The sequence below is a fragment of the Streptomyces sp. NPDC014006 genome (assembly GCF_043088925.1).
In the GTDB taxonomy this organism is placed as follows: domain Bacteria; phylum Actinomycetota; class Actinomycetes; order Streptomycetales; family Streptomycetaceae; genus Streptomyces.
The window spans coordinates 18,479-38,900 of sequence record NZ_JBICAJ010000017.1 but is presented as its reverse complement, the minus strand read 5'-3'; the positions used below and the strand labels follow the sequence as shown (position 1 = coordinate 38,900).

The window sequence follows — 20,422 nt, the reverse complement described above, 5'->3', positions numbered from 1 at the left end:
GCCGAGGACGCTGGCGAAGGTGGAGAAACCCAGGACGTAGTCGGCTTCAGCGATGACGGACCGGTGCGTCGGCTCGGCCGGAACCGCCGTGGGCAGCAGAAGGGCAGGCAGACCGCGGCCTCGATCGCGGCGTGCTCGGCGAGCAGGACGGCGGCGCTCTGCGAGGGCGCGGCCTCGCGCTCCCACCGCAAGTACGGCAGGAAGTGACCTAAGGGCTGTCCCGCGAAGATCTTGAAGTCGCCTCGCGCATGGTGGGCCGCCGTGCGGCCCGCTGCGATGCCTAGCATGGCGTGGTGGACGCCGTCGCCTTTGAGGCGGCAGTCGCGGAGGATCTTCCAGGTCTTCATACGGGCGAAGACGTGTTCGACGCGGGCTCGGACCTGCTTGTGGGACTTGTTGTGCTCCTCTTTCCAGTCCGGGAGTTTGCTCTGGCCGCGCTGTCGGCGGTGCGGGATGACGAGTCCGGTGCCCGGGTAGCCGCCGTCGGCGATCGTGACGGTGTTGCCCACGGCGCCCTTGGCCCCGGACTCCTCCCACGCCTTGCAGTCGTTGCGGTTCCCGGCGAGCGGCCGGCCGACCACGACGACCAGCCGGGTGTCGGCGTCGATGACGACCTGGTGGTTGGTGGAGTACCGGTAGTTCTTCGACCGTTCGACGACGGCGTGGTCCGGGTGGGGACCAGGGTGCCGTCTGCGATGAGGACGGTGTCCTTGGCGAATCGCTTGCGGGGCTGAGAGCGAGCAGGGGTCCGAGGTGGTTGATGACTCGGCCGGCCGTGGACTTTCGAGACACCGAACAGCGGATCGAGCTGCCGCAACGTCAGATTGGTGCCCCAGTAGGCCGTGACCAGCAACACCTGGTCCTCCAGCGGCAGACTCCACGGCCGGCTTCGGTGGACCACATCTGCTCCATCACGCCGCAGCGTGGTCAGTAGTTTGCCGAAGCGGCGCGGGCTCAGACCTGCGAATGGAGCTATCCGGGACGGTTCCGATGCCGTGATCACACTCGCCACATTGTGATCATCACTCAGGCTTGGCTCAATTGCCGAGACGCTCCCACAGCTACGCTGATCAGGGCAGTCCACAGTGCGCAAGACCGGGGGAATTCGTGAACCGACCGCTGCTGTTCCTCAACGTGGACGGGCCACTCAACCCCTATGCAGCCAAGCCGGAGAGGCGCCCGACGGCTACACCACACTCAGAGTTACCCAGAACGACGCCCAACAGCACGACACGGGCCTATCGTCCCGACGACGCCCCCTACGAGTCTGGCTCAACCCAGAGCACGGACACATCCTGCCCCAGCTCGGCTTCGAGCTGTGCTGGGCCACCACATGGATGGACGACGCCAACCGGTGGATCGCACCGGTCCTCGGCCTCCCGGAACTTCCCTTCGTCGACTTCGGCGCCGCCCTACTGCAAGAACGCCCTGATGGAGTCCACTGGAAGACCGGACCGCTGGTGGCCTACGCAGGCGGCCGCCCTTTCGCCTGGGTGGACGACGAGCAGAGCGAACTGGATCAGACCTACGTGACCACCCACCACCAAGGGCCCGGGCTCCTCCACCACGTCAACCCGCGGATCGGCCTACGGAAGAACGACTTCCACACGCTCGCCGACTTCGCCCGGTCCCTGGACACCTCGCGGACCACCGGCTGAGTACCTCGCCAGCCCTTCAGACCGCTCCGCACTCGGAGCCAAGATCTTTGCAGGACAGCCCTTAGTTAACGCTGGATGACGGCGCGTTCGTCTTCTCGCAGTGGGGGTCCCTGCAGGTGGGGCTTTTGCGGCCCGAACAGCATGGGGATGAGCATGTCCCGGGAGAAGAGGCGGGTGTTACAGTCCTCGATAAGTGGCTGCGAGCCACTTGAGGCTGCCCGCGCTGATCCACAGGAATGGCAATTGCTCTCGACCTGTTCTGGTGCCGGGTCATGTCCAGGGTTTGCGAATACCACACGCTCTGGGCCCGTCGCAGCGCACTTGCCCTCGAAGCACTCCCGCAGCCGTGACCGTCAGGTCCTGGAAAGCATCCATCCGAACCGCTGTCTGGGACTGTTACCGCGTTCCCCGAGATCCTGACACAGGCGGCTGCAGAAGGTACTGATCACGCGGAGGTGCGGTGTTCGTGTATGGCGGGTGAGAGCGGGCCGCCTTCGGACCGCTCTGTTTTGACGCCTTTGAGGCGTGGTTCGAGGGTGCGGGGGTCGACGGCTTCGGCGGGTGCGCTCTTGGCATAAAGCCCTTGGGGCTGGCTGTCGCGGTCGTGGGGCAGGAGCCAGAAGACGCGGCGGCGGAAGGTTCCGGAGGCGCGGGAGGGCTTTGCGGTGGTGCCGAGGATGGCGTAGCCGACCATGCGGCCATCGCGGTGGTAAGCGGGCTTGCCCTTGCGGGTGGGCAGGCGGTCCAGGCTCTGGCGGACGTAGTCCAGGGTGTCGATGTCCTCCAGCCACACGATGTCGGTCTCGTGGCTGATCTCGTCCTCGGTGATCAGGGAGCTCATGAGCCGGCCTCCCTTTCCTCGTCAGTGAGCAGTCCGATGCCCGGGTAGTGCTTGCGCTGGTTGGACAGGATCATCTCCTTGGGCGAGGCCAGGCCTACGAGTTCCCGCGTTCGGGCCGCGAACGCCCGGGACGACATGGCCGGTGCTCCTTCATTCTGGCACCAGGTCTTGTAGGCCGCGTAGAGGGCCGTCTGCTCGGCGCGCAGCTCGGGGGCGAGGAGGCAGCATTCTTCGTAGAAGCGGCCGGTGTGGTCTTCGGTTTCGGCGTAGGCGGTGGTGGCGATGCGGACGCGTTCGGGTCCGGTGAGGTCGCGGTTACCGGCGAGGTAGCGGCCTGCTCCGTCGATGAGCCAGCCGAGGATGCCGGGGCCTTCTTCGGTGACGAGGATGTCCGCCAGGTTGTCGATCTTGCGGTCGTCGGGGACGACGCGTTCGAAGGGGATCAGGCGCATGCGGCGCCAGAAGGCGAAGCCGCCGGTGCCGACCTCGGGACGGTGGTTGCCCAGGAGCCAGAGCTTGTGGGTGGGCTCGAAACTGAAGAAGTCCTGGCGCATGCGCCGTGCTTTGATCCGGTCGCCGCCGGTGAGGTGCTTGACGCGGGCTTCGTCGAACTTGTCGCCGGGCTTGACCTCGGAACAGACGATGACACGGCGTCCGTGGAGTTCGGCGAGATCGGTGGGATGGCCTTCATAGGGCTTGGCCATGAGGAAGCCTGGGGGCGCGGCGTCGGCATAGTCGCCCAGGAGTTTCATCAGCACGTCCAGCAGGACCGATTTGCCGTTCTTGCCCGAGCCGAACAGGAACGGCAGGACTTGGGCACCGACGTCGCCGGTGACGGAGTAGCCGAGCAGCAGCTGCAGGTAGGCGATCATCTCCCGGCCTTCGGCATCGTCGCCGAAGGTGTCGGTGAGGAAACGCTGCCAGCGAGGGGTGGGCGCGGCTTTGGGCCCGACGGTGGTGGAGCGGGAGTGGAAGTCCTTGTTCGGGTCCGGTGCTCTAGTTACTCCGGTGCGCAGGTCGACGATGCCGTCGGGAGTGCACAGGGCGTAGGGGTCTGCGTCCAGGCGGGATGCGTTGAGGACCATGCCGGGAGCGGATTTGGCCTGGGTGAGCATGGCGTTCATGCCGGTGGTCGACAGGGCGCGGCGGCGGTGCTTTTGCAGGGCGGTGGTGGTGAAGACGCCGCGGGGGTCGTGAGTGGCGATGTTCTCGGCGAGGTCTCCGGCGGCCCACAGGACGGTGTCGTCCTCGTCGATCTGCCAGCGGGTGATGTCCCACCGGTACCAGCCGATCCCGGGCACATGCCGGTAGTCACGGGAGTACAGCTTGACGAACAGCTTGGCGTTGCCGCGGTCGGTGAGGGTGTCGGGGAGCAGGCCGTGGGCGGTGGCCTCTCCTGACGCCGCGGTTCGTTCAGGGTGGCCCTGGGGCGGCAGGGGCAGGGACGATCCTTGGGCGCGGATCTGGGCGGCGACGGCTTCGGGGTCGAACTCGAAGAGCATGTCAGGGTTGGGCGAGGGCGAGGTCACGGGCGCCTCCCGCTCGCGTGCAGGGGGTTTTTGAGGCCGGCGGTGAGCCCGCTGCGGATGATCTGGTCGATGCGACGGTCCTGGCCCGGGCGGGCTGCAGCCGCGGCGTCCCTCAAGGCCTGCTCGGCTTCGTCCTGTGGGAGGCGGCCGGCCGCGATGAGCCCGCCGATGGTGTAGGCGGCGCGGTTGAGGACGTCGGAGAAGCCGGCGCCTTCGGCGACCTGGCCACAGGCCTCGACGGGAGCGAGGACCGCGGCGAGGGTCTGCGCGGTGCGGCCGCGTCCGCCGCCTGCGGAGAGGACTGCCTGCTGTGCTCGGGGCGGGACATGACGGGGCGCCGGAACGGTCTGGGCCGGGAGGTGGCCGGTGCGCTCGAGTTCCTGGGCGAGCCACTCTGGCAGGGGCGCTGGCTCACGGCTGTCCCCGATGGGGGTGTAGGTACCGCTGTGGGTGGTGGTTCCGGGAGCGATGATGTAACTGCCGTGGGCGCGGATGTCGACCTGCCAGGCCAGGGCGCGGCCCGTGCCGGAGCCGACGGAGGACAGCCAGCGGCGGCTGCCGGTGACTCGGTACCAAACGTGCAGTCCACCGGAGGGCGTGCGTACCCGCATGGTGGCCTCATCTTCTGCGGGGTTGCGCTGGCCTCGCAGGGCAGCCAAGACGGCAAGAGTGTGGAACCCACTGGCCAAGCCAGTGAGGTCGACATGGTCACCGATCGGGATGCCGGGCAGGATGCGGTCACGGGCCGGCGGCTCGGCGGGGTGCGCGTCAATGTCGATGACAACCAGGCCGGCTGGACCGCAGGAGACTCCGATCCCCATCTGAGGGTGTGCCCCCCACCACTGCTGGATGAGGTCCTGGTCGAGGGTGGCGGCGTAGAAGCCGTGACACCAGCGGCCTGCGGGCAAACAGGCGCAGCCGGCGGGCGGGTGAGGGTGAGCTCGGCAGTCCCGGCAGTTCGCGGCGGGTGTTTTCTGGCCTGGGGCGAGGGGGTGGACAGGCCAGCCGTGGCGAGCGCACCAGCGGGCTGTGGCGAGAGAGAGCTCAGCGACTGAAGACTTCGAGGCGGGCCGGCGTGAGTCGCTGGTGGAAAGCCCCAGGTCAGCAGACACATGCACCCCCTATCAGCGACTGAAGCGACTCAACGATGGACACAGCCTAGCGAACGGAACCGGTGGGAAAGGTGAGCACATGCCATTAAGGAGTAACTCCGTGTCGGCAGTGCGGTAGGTGATGGGCGAGCAGCGACTGAACCTGCAAGGCAGCGACCGGAGCCCTTCAGGCGCTGTCCCGATGAGTCGAGCAAATGCGCAGGTCAAGCCAGGTAGAAGCGACGGAACAGCGACTGAAGCGACTCAAGGCTTCTATATATGACACACACGTACACACAGGAACGGTCTCATATACCCGAACTTCAGTCGCTTCGGTCGCTGATGAGCCCCCGATGGCCGATCAACCCCCTTCTGACCTGCGCTTTTAGTCCTTCCCAAACCAGCGACCGAAACTCCTCCGGTCGCTGGCCGTTCAGTCGCTGCCGCCCGCCCACACGATGCAGTGCATCATCGTCAGACATCGAAAATATGCACATAGCAGGGTGATTAGACAGCAATCGACCTGGTAGTAGACCCCGAGCGACTGAAGCGACCGAAGCGACTGAGCCACGCGCATTCCTTCTCGTCGATCCATGTCTGCTCGACCGGGCTGACCGCCGTCACTCGTCCCGCTGGCGCGCGTATGGTGCGCGCCGTCTGAACCGACTTGCCGTGATGCAGATCCGGGCGGGGAGGCGAACAGCCACATAACCAGGAGCGCTACTGGTCCTTGCGGTCCGTGGCGGAGGCGAAGCCCAGCCATGTGTGGTGGTTGCCCCTCCAGCACCAGCCGACCTTCGGGGCGTTGCGCCGCTTGGGACCGTCGCGCCCGGTGCCGTTGCTGATCCAGATCGCCGGGGTGCGGGCATCCAGGACGCAGTTGGCCTTGCGCAGCCGAGACCCGATGGTCATGAAACACCGCTTCCGTTCGAAGACCGCCGGCTGCTGGAGCACCCACTCGGTGAACCGCCGGTGTGCGGTCGGCCCGGACGGGCCGAAGATTGGCGGCAGTTACCGCCAGGTACACCCTGTCGTGGCCACGAGCAGGATCGCCGCCATGGACCTGGTGCCCGACGGGGAACTTCCGCACGGTCACCTGCGCCGGGTGCCGTCAGGCGCTGACCCCCGCCATCACCTGCCCGCTGTGCAAGACGCCCGGCGCCCGGGAGGTCGGCCTGCCGATCCCCGGCACCGACGACTCCGCGGACTGCACCCGCTGCGCCAGCCCCGCGTGCGGCATCAGCTGGGGTCTGCACCCGGCCGCGGACCGCTCATGCCCCGAATGCGGAGGCTCCGGCCGCACCGGGCGCGGCACCATCTACAACCCCCGCTGCACCTGCGGCGAGCTGACCAAGGCCTAACCACACACCGGCCCTCGCTGTCCTACGACTTCGGTCAGGGACAGCGAGGGGCGATTTTTCGTGTGTGCGGCCCGGGAGCGGCCAACGGTGTGCGTGCCGCGCGCCGTAGCGACCGTAGCAACGGCCAGGGCACGGCCGCCCCGGCACGCGACAGACGCGAGGGCCGCGCCGTCTGCGTCCGGCGCGGCCCTCGCACGAGTTGAGGCTATCCACCCCACCGCTGCCGCGTGAGCGCTGCCGCCCTCAAGTCTTCCTCAGAGAATGGATCATCTCGTTGTCGCGCACATGACCGTCACATAGTGTCCAGGAGCTCGATCGCCACGGGGGCGGTCCACCGGAAAGGTGTCACATGGGCATCGGTTCACGGCGCGCATCGACCAGCGCTGCCATCGCCGCGCTTCTTGTGTGCTTCGCTACCACGGGAAGCGCAGTCGCTGAGGAGGCGCCGACCGACCAGCCGACCACCTCCACCGACCAGACGACGGAGATAAACGACAGGCAGGGCTGGGAGGAGGAGACCGAACAGCCGGTCTACGAGCGACTCCCGCATCACTGTGATGGCCCGTCGACCTGGTACAGCATGTCGAAGCAGGCGTACCACATTCCCTCATGGTGGAACGGCACCAAGTTCAAGGACGGGCCTGGGGGCACCATATCGGTGTCCGTGACCAAGGCGGGCACCATCAGCGCCGAGGTCTCGGGCAGCGGCGAGTACTCGGTCGGCGCCATCCTGGCCAAGGCCAAGACCACGATCTCCGTCAAGATCGGTGGCAGCGTGACCATCACCACCGGGCACAACTACTCGCACGACATCAGCAAGAACAAGTACGGCCACCTGCAGTACGGTTCATGGGGATACAAGGTGTCCTGGAAGCAGTACCGCCGCAGCGGCGCCTGCGGATCCGTCGAGATCGGCCATGGCACGGCGACGCTGCCGACCTCCGAGACGGGCTGGAAGTATTGGGAAACCGCCTCATGACCCGTGCGCACCGTCGGACGGGACTTACCGGATGCGCCGCGCTTGCCTCGGCGCTGCTCCTCGTGTCCTGTTCTTCAGGCGCCGACAAGGGGAAGGACACCGATCACTCCCCCTTGCCCGTGCCGAGCCGTTCCGCGTCTGCGGGAAGTACGGACGAGAAGAGACTCACCGAGCAGGCACAGGCTGCCCTAGCTGCTGTGCACAGCGGTCAGCTGGTCGAATCCGGTGCAGAGCGGGTGACCGACGGCATTCACACCGAGCCCGATTTGACCAAGGGCAAGGCGTACAAGATCTACGTGGTCTGCTACGGCAGCGGCAGCGCACGACTGACGTTGAAGCCGGCGAGTGCGGGCAGCACGACGACGGTGCCGTGTGATCAATCGGTGGTGCAGCAGCGGATCACCGGACAGAAGCCGCTACGGATGGACGTCGATGGAGCTCAGGGAGCGACGGGCGTGATTGCCTGGCGGATCGACGCGGTGTGACCTGTGTGTCTGGCAGGAAGGGCCTCGGCGCTGTCGCCGAGGCCCTTCCTGTGCTGTACAGCGGGACATGCCCTCGACTCTGCGTCCCCGAGATCCGCCGGCTTGGGCCTTCTTCCCCCGTACGCAGGCCAGAGCCAGCCACACGGACACGCCGAAGCGCCCGCCCGGCCTGTGCCGGACGGGCCGCTCCCCCGCTGGCCGTGCTCTCAGATCCCAGTGACGCCCGCAGCAATGTACGGATGCCGGTGGCTTCGTTCACGTTTGGCGGCAGCACTTGTGCATGAATTCCGTTGGCAGTTGAATGATCACTCCGCCGAGAGATGTTCTCGAGTTTTGACGGCAGCGCCGTGCCGTCGTCGCCATCGAGTGATCAATTCACTGTGCCTTGGCAAGCGGCGTCCGTAGGGTTTGCGCATGGCGGATGAGAGTGAGCGGGCCGTGCAGGCAGCTATCGATGGGGAGATGCGGCTTCTCGATCCCGAGGTGCGTGCTTCCCCGGCCCGTGTCCTGGAGCTTCTGCATCCGGAGTTCACCGAGATCGGGGCTTCTGGGCGCCGGTGGGACGTGGAGTCGATCCTCACGGTGACGAGCGGCGGCTCGGTGTCCCCGGAGTCTCCGGTCAAGGTCAGTGAGATGTCCGGAGTCGTCCTCGCTCCGGGCATCGTTCATCTGACGTACTTCGCAGACAACCAGGGCCGTCGGGCTTGGCGGAGTTCTGTGTGGCGCCTGACGGAGACGGGCTGGCGGATGTACTTCCACCAGGCCACTTTGACCGGGTGAGTGGGCGGGACCGCCGCCCGCGCGGGCGGCGGTCGCCCAGCCGAATCGGGCGGCTTCAGCTGGCCGTGGCTGGCGCTTCCGCTCGCGCGCGGGTGCTGACGAGTCGGTAGACATCCCACGCGGCTTACCCGTCAAGCAGCTGCCACGGGAAGCTCCGGCGACGGCTGATTGGGGAAGGCCTTCGCTTCGTCGTAGGCCTCTCCTTGCTGGAGGCAGTAGAAGAAGAGCATGCCCATGAATCGGTTGCGCTGGGCCGCAACATGACGGTCGCCGGCTTCCCGACGGCGGTCGTAATGGGCTCTGGCCCCTGGTGACTTCGTGAGGGAGACGAAGGCCCAGACGTATCCCACCGCGGCTAACCGCTGGTTTTTGACCTTGCGGCTCATCACCTTGCAGCTCTTGCCGCTCGCGCGGGTCACCGGAGCGCTGCCCGCGTAGGCCTTGAGCGACCCGGCGCTCGCGAACCGGGTCCGGTCGTCGCCGATCTCGGCCAGGACCCGGGCCCCGGTTAACGACCCGAGGCCCGGGAAGCTGGTGATCCGCCTCGGTGTCCGCGCTGTTCACCAAGGAGCCCTCGCAGGTGAAGATGACCACGCTGGCCGCGTTGTGCACGGCACTGGAATGCACCCCCAACGACCTGATCGAGGTCGACACCACACCCGTTGAACGGCCCATCACACCGCCCCGGCCCGTCGCGGAGGTGCCGCAGGCCGCCTCCGCCCGGGGCCGGTCGAGCCTCCCCTGTGACCGGCGGCGACCAACGTGGGCAAAAGACAACGGGACTGCATCGCCTGCGGCGGACCGGTCGACTGCGGGGCATCGGCACTTCCCGAAGGTCGGGGCTGATTCGCTGCTGACAGGTAACGCAGGAGAAGACCGCGGTCAGGCACCCTGACCGCGGACGCCTCAACATCCCATAAGCCACCCCGACAGCCTCCCACCCACACGCCCACCACACCCACCGAACCTACGAAAAGATCAGTAGTGGGGCACGGGAGCGTGAGGGACGTCAGCGGGGGCCAACCGGCGCTGCTCCGGAGTCCAGCGACCGGTCGGGCACCCACCGGCACCGATGTCCCTCAGCCGCTGCCCCGGGCCGGCGAGGTCATGACCTGACCGAACTGACCAACCTCTGGGAGCCGCCCCGGCCCGCCGCTCGCGCCGGGAGCAAGCAACATCGTGGACAGCGCCGCCGCCACGGCCGCTGCGGCCATCACGGCCTGCCCTAGGTCGCCCCTTCGCCGCGGCACTCCCGCCGCCGTTCGCCGCTGTGTCCAGCGGTGAACCACCACGCCCGCGAGCACCGCGAGCCCGGTGACGACCAGCGCCCCGGTGCTGACATAGAGATTCATGGATCAGCCCCTTAGTGAGTTGTGGACTTGCCCGCGTGCGTCGTTGGGGACCGTTTACGGACAGGTCTTCCATCCGGGTGGGCAGCGTTTGCGACTCACCTGGATGTCCGGCAGGGTCCCCCGGACCGCAAGTGAGGGAAAGCGCCCTCGGTGACGGTCCCGGGCATTTATGCTGGTCAGCCATCGCGCGGCCCGCGTCCGGTCCTCATCCGGTCCGGACGCGGTATCCGTCGGATGGAGGGAGCCAGGGGGATGCCGGAACATCACAGGGATCCGATCAAAGATCCGGTTGAAATGCTGGGCAGGGAGCTGGCCGCCCTGTACAAGGCGGCAAAGAAGCCCTCCTACGAGGAGCTGGCAGAGGCCACGGGAACGCCCAAGTCCACCCTGCACGAATGGGTGGCTGGCACATCCGTCCCCGCATCGAAGAACCAGTTCGCGACACTGATCGCGGTGCTGCGCAACGTCGTCGCCCACCGCGAAAGCGTCCCGTACGAGGGTCACTCCGACACTTGGTGGGAAGAGCTGAGGCGGCGGGCGTGGCGCCACAAGCAGACGGTGGCCAAGCAGGGCCACCGCCTCAAACCGCGCCGGGCCGTGGGGCACGTGCCAGTGACCGTCGACTGCTACGAGGACCGGGCCGGCTTGCGTGGTCTGCTGGAGACGGCCGCACCGGGCGGCACGACCGTGCTCGGCCAAGTGATCACCGGCATGGGCGGGGTAGGCAAAACCCAACTGGCCGCCGCCTATGCCCGGACCGCGTACGACGAGGGCGCGGTAGATGTGCTCGTGTGGGTCACCGCCTCCTCCCGTGCCGCGGTCACAGACGGATTCACCGATGCAGCCGCCCGGCTGCTGGACGTCCAGCACGACGATCCAGGCGCTGCGGCCGCGTTCCTGAACTGGCTAGCCCTCGCCCCCGGGACGAAGGACAGTAGCCAGGTGCCCGGCGCCCGGTGGCTGATCGTCCTGGACGACGTACCGCAACCGGAGGCGTTACGGGGGCTGTGGCCGCCCGACGTGCCGCACGGGCAGACCCTGATCACGACCCGTAATCGGGACGCCGCCCTCATGGACTCCCACCGGCGCCGCATCGATGTCGGCTGCTTCAGCCCCGAGGAGGCCCGCTCCTACCTCGACGCCAAGCTGGCCACCCACGGCCGACAGGAGGCCCCGGACCAGGTCGCGGGCCTCGCGGAGGATCTCGGGCGGCTGCCACTCGCCCTCTCCCAGGCCATCCCCTACATGGCGAACCGGCGGCTGGACTGCGCCGCCTACCGCGCCCGGCTGGCGGACCGCGCCAAGACCCTGACCGATGTTCTGCCCGCCGCCGGCGGACTGCCCGACCAGCAGAGCAGAACCGTGGCCGCAGCCTGGGACCTGTCCATCGAGCTCGCCGACCAGCAGCCGCCCGTGGGACTCGCCCGCCCGGTCCTGCACCTTGCCTCGCTCCTCGACCCGAACGGCATTCCCGGCACGGTCCTGACCGCGGAGCCAGTCCTCGCCGCGCTCCAAGTTCACACACCCCGGTCGGCCTCCGGCATACCGTCCCCGGACGGTATCCAGGAGGCGCTGTGGAACCTGCACCAGTTCAGCCTCATCGAACACAGTCCGGAGCACGCGTGCCAGACCGTACGCGTGCACCAGCTCCTCCAGCGCGCTGTTCACGAACGGCTCCCGGACGCCGTCAGGCGAGCCTGGATTGCCACGGCCGCGGACGCCCTGCGCATCGCCTGGCCCGACGTCGAACGCGACGTCGAGCTTGCCGCGGCCCTCCGCGCCAACACAGACACGCTGTATCAGCGTTACCCCGAAACCCTGCGCCTGCCCGTCACGCACGACCTGCTCTACCGCTGGGGCCAGAGCCTGGGCGAAGCAGGCCGCGCGGACGCGGCACGCGACCACTTCCAGCGCCTGATTGACGCGCTGGAGCCGGAGCTCGGGCCCGATCACCTCGACACCCTGAGCGTGAGGAACCACCACGCCCGCTGGCAGGGCGAGGCGGGTGATGCGGCCGGCGCCCGCGACGCCTTCGAGGCGCTGGTCCCCCGCATGAATGCGGCACTCGGAGACGACCACGCCCAGACGCTGATCGCCCGCAACAATGCGGCCTACTGGCGGGGGCGCGCGGGGGACGCCGCGGGCGCGACCGAGGGGCTGGCAGAGCTCCTGCCGGACATGGTCCGCAAGCGCGGCCCCTTCCATCGCCAGGTTCTCGCAGTCCGCGGGAACCTCGCACGGTGGCGGGGCGAGGCAGGAGACACGGCGGGCGCCATCGCCGCCATGAGCGAACTCCTGGAGGACCGTCGCAGGGTTCTCGGCTCCGAGGACCCGGACACCCTGGCCACGCTCCACGACCTGGCGGCCATGAGAGGTGAGGCCGGTGACGCAGCCGGCGCGGTGGAAGCCTACCGCGACCTACTGGACATCCGAGGCAGAGTCCTCGGCGATCACGACCCCAACACCCTCCAGACCCGCAGCAATCTGGCCTACTGGCTGGGGCAAGCCGGTGACCCGGCCGCCGCAGTCGTGGCATACACCGAACAGCTGGAGTATCAGAGCGCGTTACTCGGCGTGGAACACCCAGACACGCTGGCAGTCCTTAACAACCTGGCCGGCATGCGGGGGGAATGCGGCGACGTGACGGGGGCCGCGCGAGCGTTCGCCGAGGTAGTGACACTCATGGAGCGGGTGTACGGCGACTGTGCGCCCGCCACGCTGACCGCCCGCAACAACCTGGCCCACTACATGGGAGAGTCCGGCGACAGCGCCGGCGCCCTCGACGCCTTCACCAAACTGCTGACAATCCAAGTCGAGGCTTTGGGCAATACACACCCCTCTACCTTGACCACCCGCATCAACCAGGCCACCTGGCTAGCACGCACCGGCGACACCGCCGCGGCCGCCAAGGCCTTCGGCGCCCTCATCGGCGACACGGCACAGGTGCACGGGAAGACCCACCGCATGACGCTGGCCGTGCTCGCCAGTTTCGCCGGGTGCCTACGAGAAGTACGCAGCGCGGAGGCCACCGTCCGGGCGCTGACAACCGCCCTGTCCAGTGTCGAGCGGTTCTGGGGCACACACCACAGCCTCACCCGGCTCCTCCGAGACGAGCTTGTGCGCCTGCGGAGCAAAGGGAAGGGCGGACATGGCACCAGCAAGAAGCGCTGACGTCGATTCAATGCAGGTCAGCAAGTCTGCTCCCCGCGCAGGCGGGAATGGTCCCGGCTGGTACAGGTCGACAATGCGGTCCTGCTCCCCGCGCACGCGGGCCGTGATCAGATCCGAGCTCGTGACACCTCCGGCGAGGAACGCGACACGGCACTGGCCTGGGCGGCTAGGCCCTGTCCGGCCAATCTTGAAACTCCAGAAGTGCTGGCGCCGGTCCCGCCGCCACAGCAGCGTGGTAGCGCTCTTCCACCAGGCGAACGAACACACGGTCACGGCGATCGCCCGTCCCCATGGTGCGGCGCCACCCTGGCCCTTCGCGTTGCCACTGTTCGCGCGCGACCTCACCGCGGAAGTGCCCGTCGAGTTTCACCGCGAGCTTCTCGACGGACAGATGGCCGATGCGGAAGCGATGCAATAGCTCTCCGAGAGCGAGGGACGTCACTAGATGCTGCCGATGCCGCTTCAAGGCCACTGGCGTATCGGGCGGTGACCACGCCAGGAGCAGGTCCGGATCGCTCAGCGCAAGCGTCGCGAGCTGGAGATGGCTGTCTCTGATGGCCTGCTCGTGGCTCGTGCGAGTCTGCTGGACCTGATAGAGGAGCGAGAGAGCCACACCGACGAGAGCGATGGCCGAGAGTACGACGGACACGGCCCCGTACGTCTGACTGATGTCACTGAGCTTCCCCCAGTCGGTGTTCGCGGGAGCCAACGCGACCAGTGTGAACGGGGTGGAAACGATTAGGCCCAGCAGTCCGAGCGCGAGCAGGGCGTACGCCAGGGCCATCCGTAACCTTCGCGTGCGCTGCACCCTGCCGATGCCAGTTCTCATATGCCCCCCCTAGAACACTGACTGCCGGCTCGCTGATCAGAATGAAGCTGGCGTTGGCGTCTGGCAAGGGGCCGTCGTCGCCTGCTGGCGGCTCCGCGAGTCCGTCACTGGTCGACACAATGGCCACGCTGTTCCGCTGCGGCATCGCTTGCACCCGCACCCTGTCCTTGGCTGGCAAAGGACGCAGACACATGATCGACCGGACAGGCTCAGGACGGCAGTGACGACCCCGGCCGGGAAGAGCGGCGGCACATCAGGCGACGACGCAAGCTCCGCTTGAACCAAGCCTGGCTCGGCAGATCTCGCGGTGGACTGACGAGCAAGATTCATCTCGCTGCGGACCGCAAGTGCCGTCCGTTGTCCCTCGTCTGACGTTGGACAGGCCGCCGACAGCCCGCAGTTCGTCCCAGTGCTGCAGAAGGCGCGCATCCGGCCTCCCGTCGGCCGGCCCTGAACCCGGCCCGACGCCGTCGCCGCGACAAGGCCTATTCCTCCCGCGCAACCGCTCTTGCCTGCGGAAACGCAACATCACGGCAGTCGTCCCGGAGAAGAAGGACCAGGCCGTCAACCGGAAGAAGTAGGGCAGCCTCGATGATCTGGATCAACGATCTCCTGAAGGCAACTGGCTGATCACAACGTCACACAGGCCCTCGAGGAGCCGACCCTGGTGGTCTGGACACCCAGAGTGTCCTCACGGCCGCCGGGGTCCCGTCCCAGCCACCACGACCGGCCGGGACCCGGCCAAGCGGGCGCCCGGCCGCAAGCGCGGCCTGGCCGTTGACGTCCTCGGCCTGGTCATTGCAGCCGTCGTCCTCGCCGCGAACACGCACGACATCGCCGCGGGCATCATCCTGCTGGACCAGGTAGCCGAGCACGCTGGCGGAACCGTCCGCGAAGCCCTGCGTCGATGAGGGCTTCAAGAAGCAGGTCGTCATGCACGGCGTCGGTCTGGGGAGCGACGTCGAGATCGTCGAACGCAACCCGCAGGACAAGGGGTTCGTGCCGCAGCCGAAGCCGTGGAGGTCGAGCAGACCTACGAGATCCTGATACTGCACCGGCGTCTGGTCCGCAATTACGAGCACCGCCCCTCCTCCTCCGCCTCCCGCGTCTACTGGGCCATGACCCACGTCAACCCTCCGTTCGGCAGGTCTGGCCTTCGGAGGAAGGCGCGCACGCGGTGATGCATGTCGCTGGTGTAGTTGACGGGAATTCCCAGCCAGCGGTGCTTGGTCGGTAGAGAGCAGGACCCTGTGGTCCACGAGCACGGCGGCCTCAAGGTTCGGCGCTCAGCCGTCAGGTATTACCCGGTAATGGTTGGCGCGCTGATCGGTTGCCGTAGATCAGGACAAGAACACTGTGTCTGCGGACCGGGGTTGGTGTGGCCTTGTCTCGAGCGGGGTGCACGCGCCGAGCTCCGAGCTGAGCCGGTAGCGGGTGAAAATGGACATCTAGGGATCAGTTGGTCGCCATGCTCGCCGAGCGTAGCTATTACCCGGTAATGACCTGTTCCGGAGACCAACTCTTCTTAGGTAACGTGTCGATGCCCTCAATGGATCTTGTGTGTTAGTAAGGTAGCGCCCATGAGTTCTCCAGCCACCTCCGGCGACCGTGAAAAGGTCGTCTCCAAGCTGCCGGGCTGGCTCCGGCAGAACCTCAAAGTGAGAGTCGCCCAGTACGGCATCGAGATCCAGCAGGCCGTACAGCAAGGCATCACCGACTGGTGCCGCCTCGCCTCCACACCCGACACCATCGACACCGCCGGCGCCGACTCGTTCTCCACCTTCGTCCCCCCTGCACAGTGGGACGAGTTCCGACGCATCGCCGCCGAACGCAAGGTCTCCCTTGCACAGGGCCTGGCCCAGTCCATTCAGCTTTGGCTCGACAGCAACCCCTCACCAGACGTCGAACGACCGGCCATCACGCGGCGGATCATCGTCTGCAACCAGAAGGGCGGAGTCGGTAAGACGGCCATCACCGCCGGCGTCGGCGAGGCTCTGGCCGAAGACACCAACCAGCTCCGCCCCGTGCGCATCGCCAAGCAGCTCCTTGAGGCACTCCGCGCATCCGAGGGAGACGACGACACAGCGCAGGCCCAGGAAGACCCCCTGGACGTGGAAAGCCTGCCCGGGCTCGGCATGCGAGTCCTGCTCGTCGACTTCGACCCGCAGTGCCACCTCACCAACCAGCTGGGTGCCCAGCCGCTGCCCATGGACGGCGACAGCCTCACCAACCACATGGCTGGATCCGCCAGGGGCGATCTGAGCGACCTCATTGTGGCCATCGAACCGGAGACATTCGGTGACCGCCTGCACCTCCTGCCCGCATGCAACGACGCCTTCCTCCTGGACGTCCGCCTGTCCAGCGTTCGGGCCCGCGAAGCAGCCCTCGAGCGGGCTCTGGCACCGCTTGAGGCCGACTACGACGCCATCATTGTGGACTGCCCCCCTAGCCTCGGCTTGAGCATGGACGCCGCCGCCTACTACGGCCGCCGCCGCGACGGCGAGGAGCCCGGCAAGTCCGGCGCACTCATCGTCGTCCAGGCCGAAGACAGTTCCGCCGACGCCTACGGCCTGCTCACGAGCCAGATCGAGGACCTGCGAAACGACCTCAGCATCGACATCGACTACCTCGGCATCGTCGTGAATCTCTACGACGGACGCCGCGGTTACATCGCCACCTCCTCCCTGCAGGGCTGGGTTGACATAAAGGATCCGCGCGTCGTCGGCCTCATCGGCGACCTGAAGGAACAAAAGGAGGCCGTCCGCGTCAAGCGACCCTTGCTGTCCTACGCGCCTCGAAGCCAGCAGGCCGTCAGCATGCGCGCACTCGCCCGGGAGATCTCATGAGTAAGGCCAAAGCGCTCGGAACTGGCCGCTTTGGAAGCACCGCTGCTCCTGTCAGCGCCCGCCGCCAAGCGGTCGCGGCAGCCACCGGAGTCCCCACTGACGGTGTTGCACCCCCCACGAAGCTGCCCGTCGACCGGATCAGTACCAACCCCGACAACCCGCGCTCCAGCCTTGGCGACCTCACCGAACTCGCGGGTAGTCTCCTTGAGCACGGGCAGAAGCAGGCCATCACGGTCATGAACCGCGACGCCTACTTGAAGGCGAACCCGGCCCGCGAAGGCGAACTCGAAGCGCACACCACGCATGTCGTCATCGACGGCAGCAGCCGACTCGCCGCCGCGCGTGAGGCGGGCCTTACCCACGTGAAGGTGTGGGTCGACGATGAACAGGGCCAGGACTCTGAGTCTCTGCTCGAGTCGGCACTGGTAGCGAACATTCATCGCCAGGACCTCGCCGAGTTGGACGAGGCACGGGCACTCCAGCGCCTCCTTGCAATCCACGGTTCGCAGACGGCACTGGCTAATCGACTGCACAAGTCTCAAGGCTGGGTTTCCCAACGGCTCGCGCTGCTCAACCTGACACCAGAGCTGCAGGAAAAGATCGGTTCGGAACCCATCAAGCTCCTGCGAGCTGTCGGCAACAAGCCGCCCGAGCAACAGGCTGCAGCCCTTGAAGAACTGAAGCAGCAGCAGGTCGGCAAGGAAGCTCGGAAGCCCGCGACGAAGCAGGAAGCGCCTGCCGAAGCCGCGACGACGACGGCGGCACCGGCGCGAGCGGGCAGCCACCCGGCGCCCGACCATTACCCGGTAATAGCTCAGGCCCCCGAACCTACCGTCGCCGCGCTACAGCCAAGGGCAGACCGGTCGGAGGAGAATCGGAGCCTGCCCGCTCAGGTAGCTCCAGAGGCCCCTGGGGAGCAGTCGGCGGACCGACTTCCGAAGCGGTTCCCGTACGACGACGGGGTGTCTGCCGCGCAGTACTTGATTCACAAGATGCCGGCCGACGAGTTCGACACCATGCTGTCTCTGCTTATCAAGCACAGGGACAGTCGCGTTACTGCCACGGGTTGACCTCGTGCTTGTACACAGAGGGCCGGTTTCCCACCGCGGGGAACCGGCCCTCTGCGTGCCGCGGCAGGCACTTTCCGCGTGCGCGACAACAGGGACTACACCCTGGGCGCGTTCGGCAAGGGCACCGGCGCCCTGGTCGGCTCGTACTGCCTGACCCTCGTCAGCCGCGGCGTCTGGGACCTCGGTTACTGGGCGGTCAAGGAACAGCGCGGACGCGGGTACTCGGTGGAGGCCGCTCGGGCCCTGTGCGACTGGGGCTGGGAATACCCTCGAAGTGCACCGCATCGAGTGGTGGGCCATGGCCGGGAACACCGGCTCGCGTGCCGTCGCCGAGAAACTCGGCTTCGTCGAAGGGACGCTGGGCAATCGCGGCATCGCCAACGACGGCAAGCCGCACGACTGGTGGGCGGGCGGACTACTGAGGCCCTGATGCTCAGACCGGTGCTTGGCCAGCGGCGTTTGCTCTTCTGCAGGGACGTTCCCAGCTCGGTCAGTTCCCGCAGAAGAGCCACACCCGTTGTTCATCGGCAGGCCGTGACGTGGCAGTGGCCGCACAGGTTCTTCGAGTGTGACCAAGAAGTGGGCGCGTGCGGCCTTGCCTCATCCTGCCTTCTGCGCCGTCTCGCGCACACATCTCGGCGATTTGATCGAAGAGTTGGCCGACCGTTGCTTGCCCGGTGCGAGTCGGAGCTTCGTAAGCGACGTGGTGCCGAGTGGCAGCGGGAGGCCGGTGGGGCCCGAAGCACGACCTGGTCTTCACCGACCGCCTGCTCGTCACCCGGTCCACCTGCGCACCGGGCTCCCACGCGCCGCGCTCGCCGAGCTGTACGGCGTCGCCCGCGGCTTCATAGGTTTCGGACCGTTCGGCTCGCCGACCGACCTGCCGCAAGCCGAGCACCGAGCTCGTGCCCGCCCGCAGCCCGCCTGGTGATCAACCACCAGCCGACCGCCAAGCCAGCACGCCCAAACCTCAATCGCGGACCAAGTCGCTAGCACCGGCGTTCACGAAGGGCGTGGGTTGGGCGTCTGGCGACGGCGAGGCAATGCGCTGGTTGCGGGCATCTTCAGTGGTGGCCGTCAGGTGTCGCCTTCTTCCTGATGCTCTTTACTGCGTCCGGGCGTGCTGTCACTTGCGTGGTGGCGGTTGACGTGGTTGTTGATGCTCTCCTGGGCGCCGCGATAGCCGCAGCTGTGTGGACACTCCAACCAGATCCCCTTGTTCACGGCCGCCTTGGTGACCGAGGTGGCCTCGGTCGGGCCGTATCCATGTGTGTGAAGCATCTGCGCCACAGACGCGTCGTGGTGGATGGCGAGGAAGGCGGCCTCGGCGGTCTTGTCGTGGCCGGCCGCGAAGAATCGGCCGTAGCCGATTTCCTTGCCGCAGCCGCAGTAGCAGTGCCCGGTGGGCTGGACCGTCTCTGTCATGCCTTCAGGTTATCCATCCTTGGAATCCAAGGCGATCCTTGGATTCCAAGGATTGACACTCAAAAGTCGACAGCCTAGAAGGCCTCCAGGAGGGCCGAACTCTCCAGCGCTGGTATGAAGAGACGTCCTAGTACTGGATAGGCCGCCAGACGGCCACACAGTCGATCCGGGGCAATCCCAGGCGCCCGAAATCCGCGCGACGGCGATGGGATGGCCTCCATCTGACCGCTCTTGCCTCGCGCAGAGGTTAGAGCGCCGAAACCGTGGCCTTGGATGGTGCCGGAGTGGCTTCGGTCGAACGCCGCACCGAGGCCCGGCTGGTGTCCAGGCCTGCACCTGTCGCCCGAACGGCTGCGCCACCTGCCTACATCCCGTCGTCGATCGCAGGGGGAGCTGAACGGTAGTCAGGGAAGTGGACGTTAACGGTACGCATTAATTCGTTGCTGCTCAGCTGAGGTGGCGCCCAGTCGCGGCGGCACGCGTGATCGACGAATCCGAAGTCCAGGGACGTGGTGGTGCTCGATGAAGTGCACAGGTCCCTGCGCTGCGCCATCACTACGAGCAATCGTCAAGACCTGTGGATCGGTCGATCTCACTTTCGTTCCGGGTGAGTTGGTCGCAAGGAGTTCGACTTCGGAGCGTCGTCGCTCTCCAGGTAGGTGGTGTGGTGCTGTCCGCAGCCGGCGTAGGGGTGCCGTTCGGGGAACATCAGGTGTAGGGCGGCATCGGCCACCAGCTTCTCGACCGTGGTGACGTCTTCGACGTGGAAAGCCAGGTGGTTCAGCCCTGGGCGGCCGCGGTCGTGCTCTTCGGCGGAGAGAGCCAGCGACTGGCCTTCCCAGCTCTCGAAGAGTGAATACCCCAGCGCCTCCAGCAGCCAGCCGCGCGAGGCGACGCGCGGGGAGGTCCGGCACCCACAGGTCGACGTGATGCAGCATGCCGTGCGACGGCCGGCTCATGCAGCGACCGCCTCGGTGCGTTCGACTAGGACATGTCCGCCCAATC

The 20,422-nt window shown here is 67.0% G+C and carries 14 protein-coding genes and 7 pseudogenes; 12 read left to right on the top strand and 9 right to left on the bottom strand.

The genetic code is table 11. The features are described 5' to 3' along the window. Positions 1–272 precede the first annotated feature (272 nt). Positions 273–1,012: pseudogene (locus ACF1GV_RS37710) on the bottom strand (transposase); the annotation flags it as partial. Positions 1,013–1,107: 95 nt separating this feature from the next. Between ACF1GV_RS37710 and ACF1GV_RS37705 the strand changes: the two are divergent. After that, positions 1,108–1,658, top strand: a pseudogene (locus ACF1GV_RS37705) (hypothetical protein). Between the two features lie 445 nt (positions 1,659–2,103). Here the strand turns inward: ACF1GV_RS37705 and ACF1GV_RS37700 are convergent. The 4 genes and pseudogenes from ACF1GV_RS37700 to ACF1GV_RS37685 all read right to left on the bottom strand — a co-directional run. Further along, positions 2,104–2,499: a DUF6009 family protein gene (locus ACF1GV_RS37700; RefSeq protein ID WP_391690559.1), complete on the bottom strand. Its 396-nt coding sequence runs from the start codon at positions 2,497–2,499 to the stop codon at positions 2,104–2,106. Next, a complete protein-coding gene (locus ACF1GV_RS37695; RefSeq protein ID WP_391690715.1) occupies positions 2,496–4,001 on the bottom strand; it encodes a phage/plasmid primase, P4 family in 1,506 nt (501 codons plus the stop codon). The genes ACF1GV_RS37700 and ACF1GV_RS37695 overlap by 4 nt, the downstream gene beginning before the upstream one ends. A gap of 23 nt (positions 4,002–4,024) precedes the next feature. Then, the gene (locus ACF1GV_RS37690) at positions 4,025–5,140 is read right to left on the bottom strand and encodes a bifunctional DNA primase/polymerase (protein ID WP_391690556.1); all 1,116 of its coding nucleotides are present in this window, start codon (positions 5,138–5,140) and stop codon (positions 4,025–4,027) included. Positions 5,141–5,839: 699 nt separating this feature from the next. Beyond that, positions 5,840–6,076: pseudogene (locus tag ACF1GV_RS37685) on the bottom strand (DUF5701 family protein); the annotation flags it as partial. A 753-nt stretch (positions 6,077–6,829) separates the two neighbouring features. On the opposite strand from ACF1GV_RS37685, the gene ACF1GV_RS37680 reads away from it, so the two are divergent. The 3 genes from ACF1GV_RS37680 to ACF1GV_RS37670 all read left to right on the top strand — a co-directional run bounded on the left by ACF1GV_RS37680 (position 6,830) and on the right by ACF1GV_RS37670 (position 8,724). After that, positions 6,830–7,459 carry a hypothetical protein gene (locus ACF1GV_RS37680; protein ID WP_391690553.1) on the top strand — a complete coding sequence of 210 codons (630 nt, stop codon included), beginning with the start codon at positions 6,830–6,832 and terminating at the stop codon, positions 7,457–7,459. After that, positions 7,456–7,944, top strand: coding sequence for a hypothetical protein (locus ACF1GV_RS37675; protein ID WP_391690550.1), 489 nt, complete (start codon positions 7,456–7,458; stop codon positions 7,942–7,944). Before ACF1GV_RS37680 ends, ACF1GV_RS37675 begins: the two co-directional genes overlap by 4 nt. A gap of 414 nt (positions 7,945–8,358) precedes the next feature. Beyond that, positions 8,359–8,724 (top strand): DUF4440 domain-containing protein, encoded by a 366-nt coding sequence (locus ACF1GV_RS37670; RefSeq protein WP_391690547.1) that lies wholly within the window; start codon positions 8,359–8,361, stop codon positions 8,722–8,724. A 131-nt stretch (positions 8,725–8,855) separates the two neighbouring features. Here ACF1GV_RS37670 and ACF1GV_RS37665 read toward each other — a convergent pair. Beyond that, a pseudogene (locus ACF1GV_RS37665) lies at positions 8,856–9,263 on the bottom strand (transposase); the annotation flags it as partial. A gap of 8 nt (positions 9,264–9,271) precedes the next feature. On the opposite strand from ACF1GV_RS37665, the gene ACF1GV_RS37660 reads away from it, so the two are divergent. Next, positions 9,272–9,619 carry a helix-turn-helix domain-containing protein gene (locus ACF1GV_RS37660; RefSeq protein ID WP_391690545.1) on the top strand — a complete coding sequence of 116 codons (348 nt, stop codon included), beginning with the start codon at positions 9,272–9,274 and terminating at the stop codon, positions 9,617–9,619. Positions 9,620–9,803: 184 nt separating this feature from the next. On the opposite strand, the gene ACF1GV_RS37655 is transcribed toward ACF1GV_RS37660, so the two are convergent. Beyond that, positions 9,804–10,076 carry a hypothetical protein gene (locus ACF1GV_RS37655; protein ID WP_391690541.1) on the bottom strand — a complete coding sequence of 91 codons (273 nt, stop codon included), beginning with the start codon at positions 10,074–10,076 and terminating at the stop codon, positions 9,804–9,806. 150 nt (positions 10,077–10,226) lie between these two features. Here ACF1GV_RS37655 and fxsT point away from each other — a divergent pair, with 150 nt between their 5' ends. After that, a complete protein-coding gene (gene fxsT, locus ACF1GV_RS37650; protein ID WP_391690538.1) occupies positions 10,227–13,247 on the top strand; it encodes an FxSxx-COOH system tetratricopeptide repeat protein in 3,021 nt (1,006 codons plus the stop codon). A gap of 166 nt (positions 13,248–13,413) precedes the next feature. On the opposite strand, the gene ACF1GV_RS37645 is transcribed toward fxsT, so the two are convergent. Next, positions 13,414–14,031, bottom strand: a complete 618-nt coding sequence (locus ACF1GV_RS37645; protein ID WP_391690535.1) for a DUF6082 family protein — start codon at positions 14,029–14,031, stop codon at positions 13,414–13,416. Positions 14,032–14,307: 276 nt separating this feature from the next. Between ACF1GV_RS37645 and ACF1GV_RS37640 the strand changes: the two are divergent. The 6 genes and pseudogenes from ACF1GV_RS37640 to ACF1GV_RS37615 form a co-directional block, all read left to right on the top strand. Next, positions 14,308–14,654 (top strand): annotated as a pseudogene (locus tag ACF1GV_RS37640) (transposase); the annotation flags it as partial. Positions 14,655–14,725: 71 nt separating this feature from the next. Next, a pseudogene (locus tag ACF1GV_RS37635) lies at positions 14,726–15,257 on the top strand (transposase); the annotation flags it as partial. A 399-nt stretch (positions 15,258–15,656) separates the two neighbouring features. Beyond that, the gene (locus ACF1GV_RS37630; protein ID WP_391690532.1) at positions 15,657–16,922 is read left to right on the top strand and encodes a ParA family protein; all 1,266 of its coding nucleotides are present in this window, start codon (positions 15,657–15,659) and stop codon (positions 16,920–16,922) included. Further along, entirely contained in the window at positions 16,919–17,992 is a 1,074-nt protein-coding gene (locus ACF1GV_RS37625; protein ID WP_391690529.1) for a ParB/RepB/Spo0J family partition protein, read from the top strand. The genes ACF1GV_RS37630 and ACF1GV_RS37625 overlap by 4 nt, the downstream gene beginning before the upstream one ends. A gap of 78 nt (positions 17,993–18,070) precedes the next feature. Further along, a pseudogene (locus ACF1GV_RS37620) lies at positions 18,071–18,202 on the top strand (GNAT family N-acetyltransferase); the annotation flags it as partial. A gap of 64 nt (positions 18,203–18,266) precedes the next feature. After that, the gene (locus ACF1GV_RS37615; protein WP_391690740.1) at positions 18,267–18,422 is read left to right on the top strand and encodes a GNAT family N-acetyltransferase; all 156 of its coding nucleotides are present in this window, start codon (positions 18,267–18,269) and stop codon (positions 18,420–18,422) included. 647 nt (positions 18,423–19,069) lie between these two features. Here the strand turns inward: ACF1GV_RS37615 and ACF1GV_RS37610 are convergent. Then, on the bottom strand, positions 19,070–19,417 hold the full coding sequence (locus tag ACF1GV_RS37610; RefSeq protein WP_391690526.1) for a hypothetical protein: 348 nt from the start codon (positions 19,415–19,417) through the stop codon (positions 19,070–19,072). Positions 19,418–20,422 lie beyond the last annotated feature (1,005 nt).

Bases quoted from the DNA above. Each gene is read 5' to 3' on its own strand.
- ACF1GV_RS37655 (WP_391690541.1), bottom strand. From the start codon at position 10,076: ATGAATCTCTATGTCAGCACCGGGGCGCTGGTCGTCACCGGGCTCGCG.
- ACF1GV_RS37630 (WP_391690532.1), top strand. From the start codon at position 15,657: ATGAGTTCTCCAGCCACCTCCGGCGACCGTGAAAAGGTCGTCTCCAAG.
- ACF1GV_RS37700 (WP_391690559.1), bottom strand. From the start codon at position 2,499: ATGAGCTCCCTGATCACCGAGGACGAGATCAGCCACGAGACCGACATC.
- ACF1GV_RS37610 (WP_391690526.1), bottom strand. From the start codon at position 19,417: ATGACAGAGACGGTCCAGCCCACCGGGCACTGCTACTGCGGCTGCGGC.
- ACF1GV_RS37675 (WP_391690550.1), top strand. From the start codon at position 7,456: ATGACCCGTGCGCACCGTCGGACGGGACTTACCGGATGCGCCGCGCTT.
- ACF1GV_RS37625 (WP_391690529.1), top strand. From the start codon at position 16,919: ATGAGTAAGGCCAAAGCGCTCGGAACTGGCCGCTTTGGAAGCACCGCT.
- ACF1GV_RS37680 (WP_391690553.1), top strand. From the start codon at position 6,830: ATGGGCATCGGTTCACGGCGCGCATCGACCAGCGCTGCCATCGCCGCG.
- ACF1GV_RS37695 (WP_391690715.1), bottom strand. From the start codon at position 4,001: ATGCTCTTCGAGTTCGACCCCGAAGCCGTCGCCGCCCAGATCCGCGCC.
- ACF1GV_RS37645 (WP_391690535.1), bottom strand. From the start codon at position 14,031: ATGGCCCTGGCGTACGCCCTGCTCGCGCTCGGACTGCTGGGCCTAATC.
- ACF1GV_RS37670 (WP_391690547.1), top strand. From the start codon at position 8,359: ATGGCGGATGAGAGTGAGCGGGCCGTGCAGGCAGCTATCGATGGGGAG.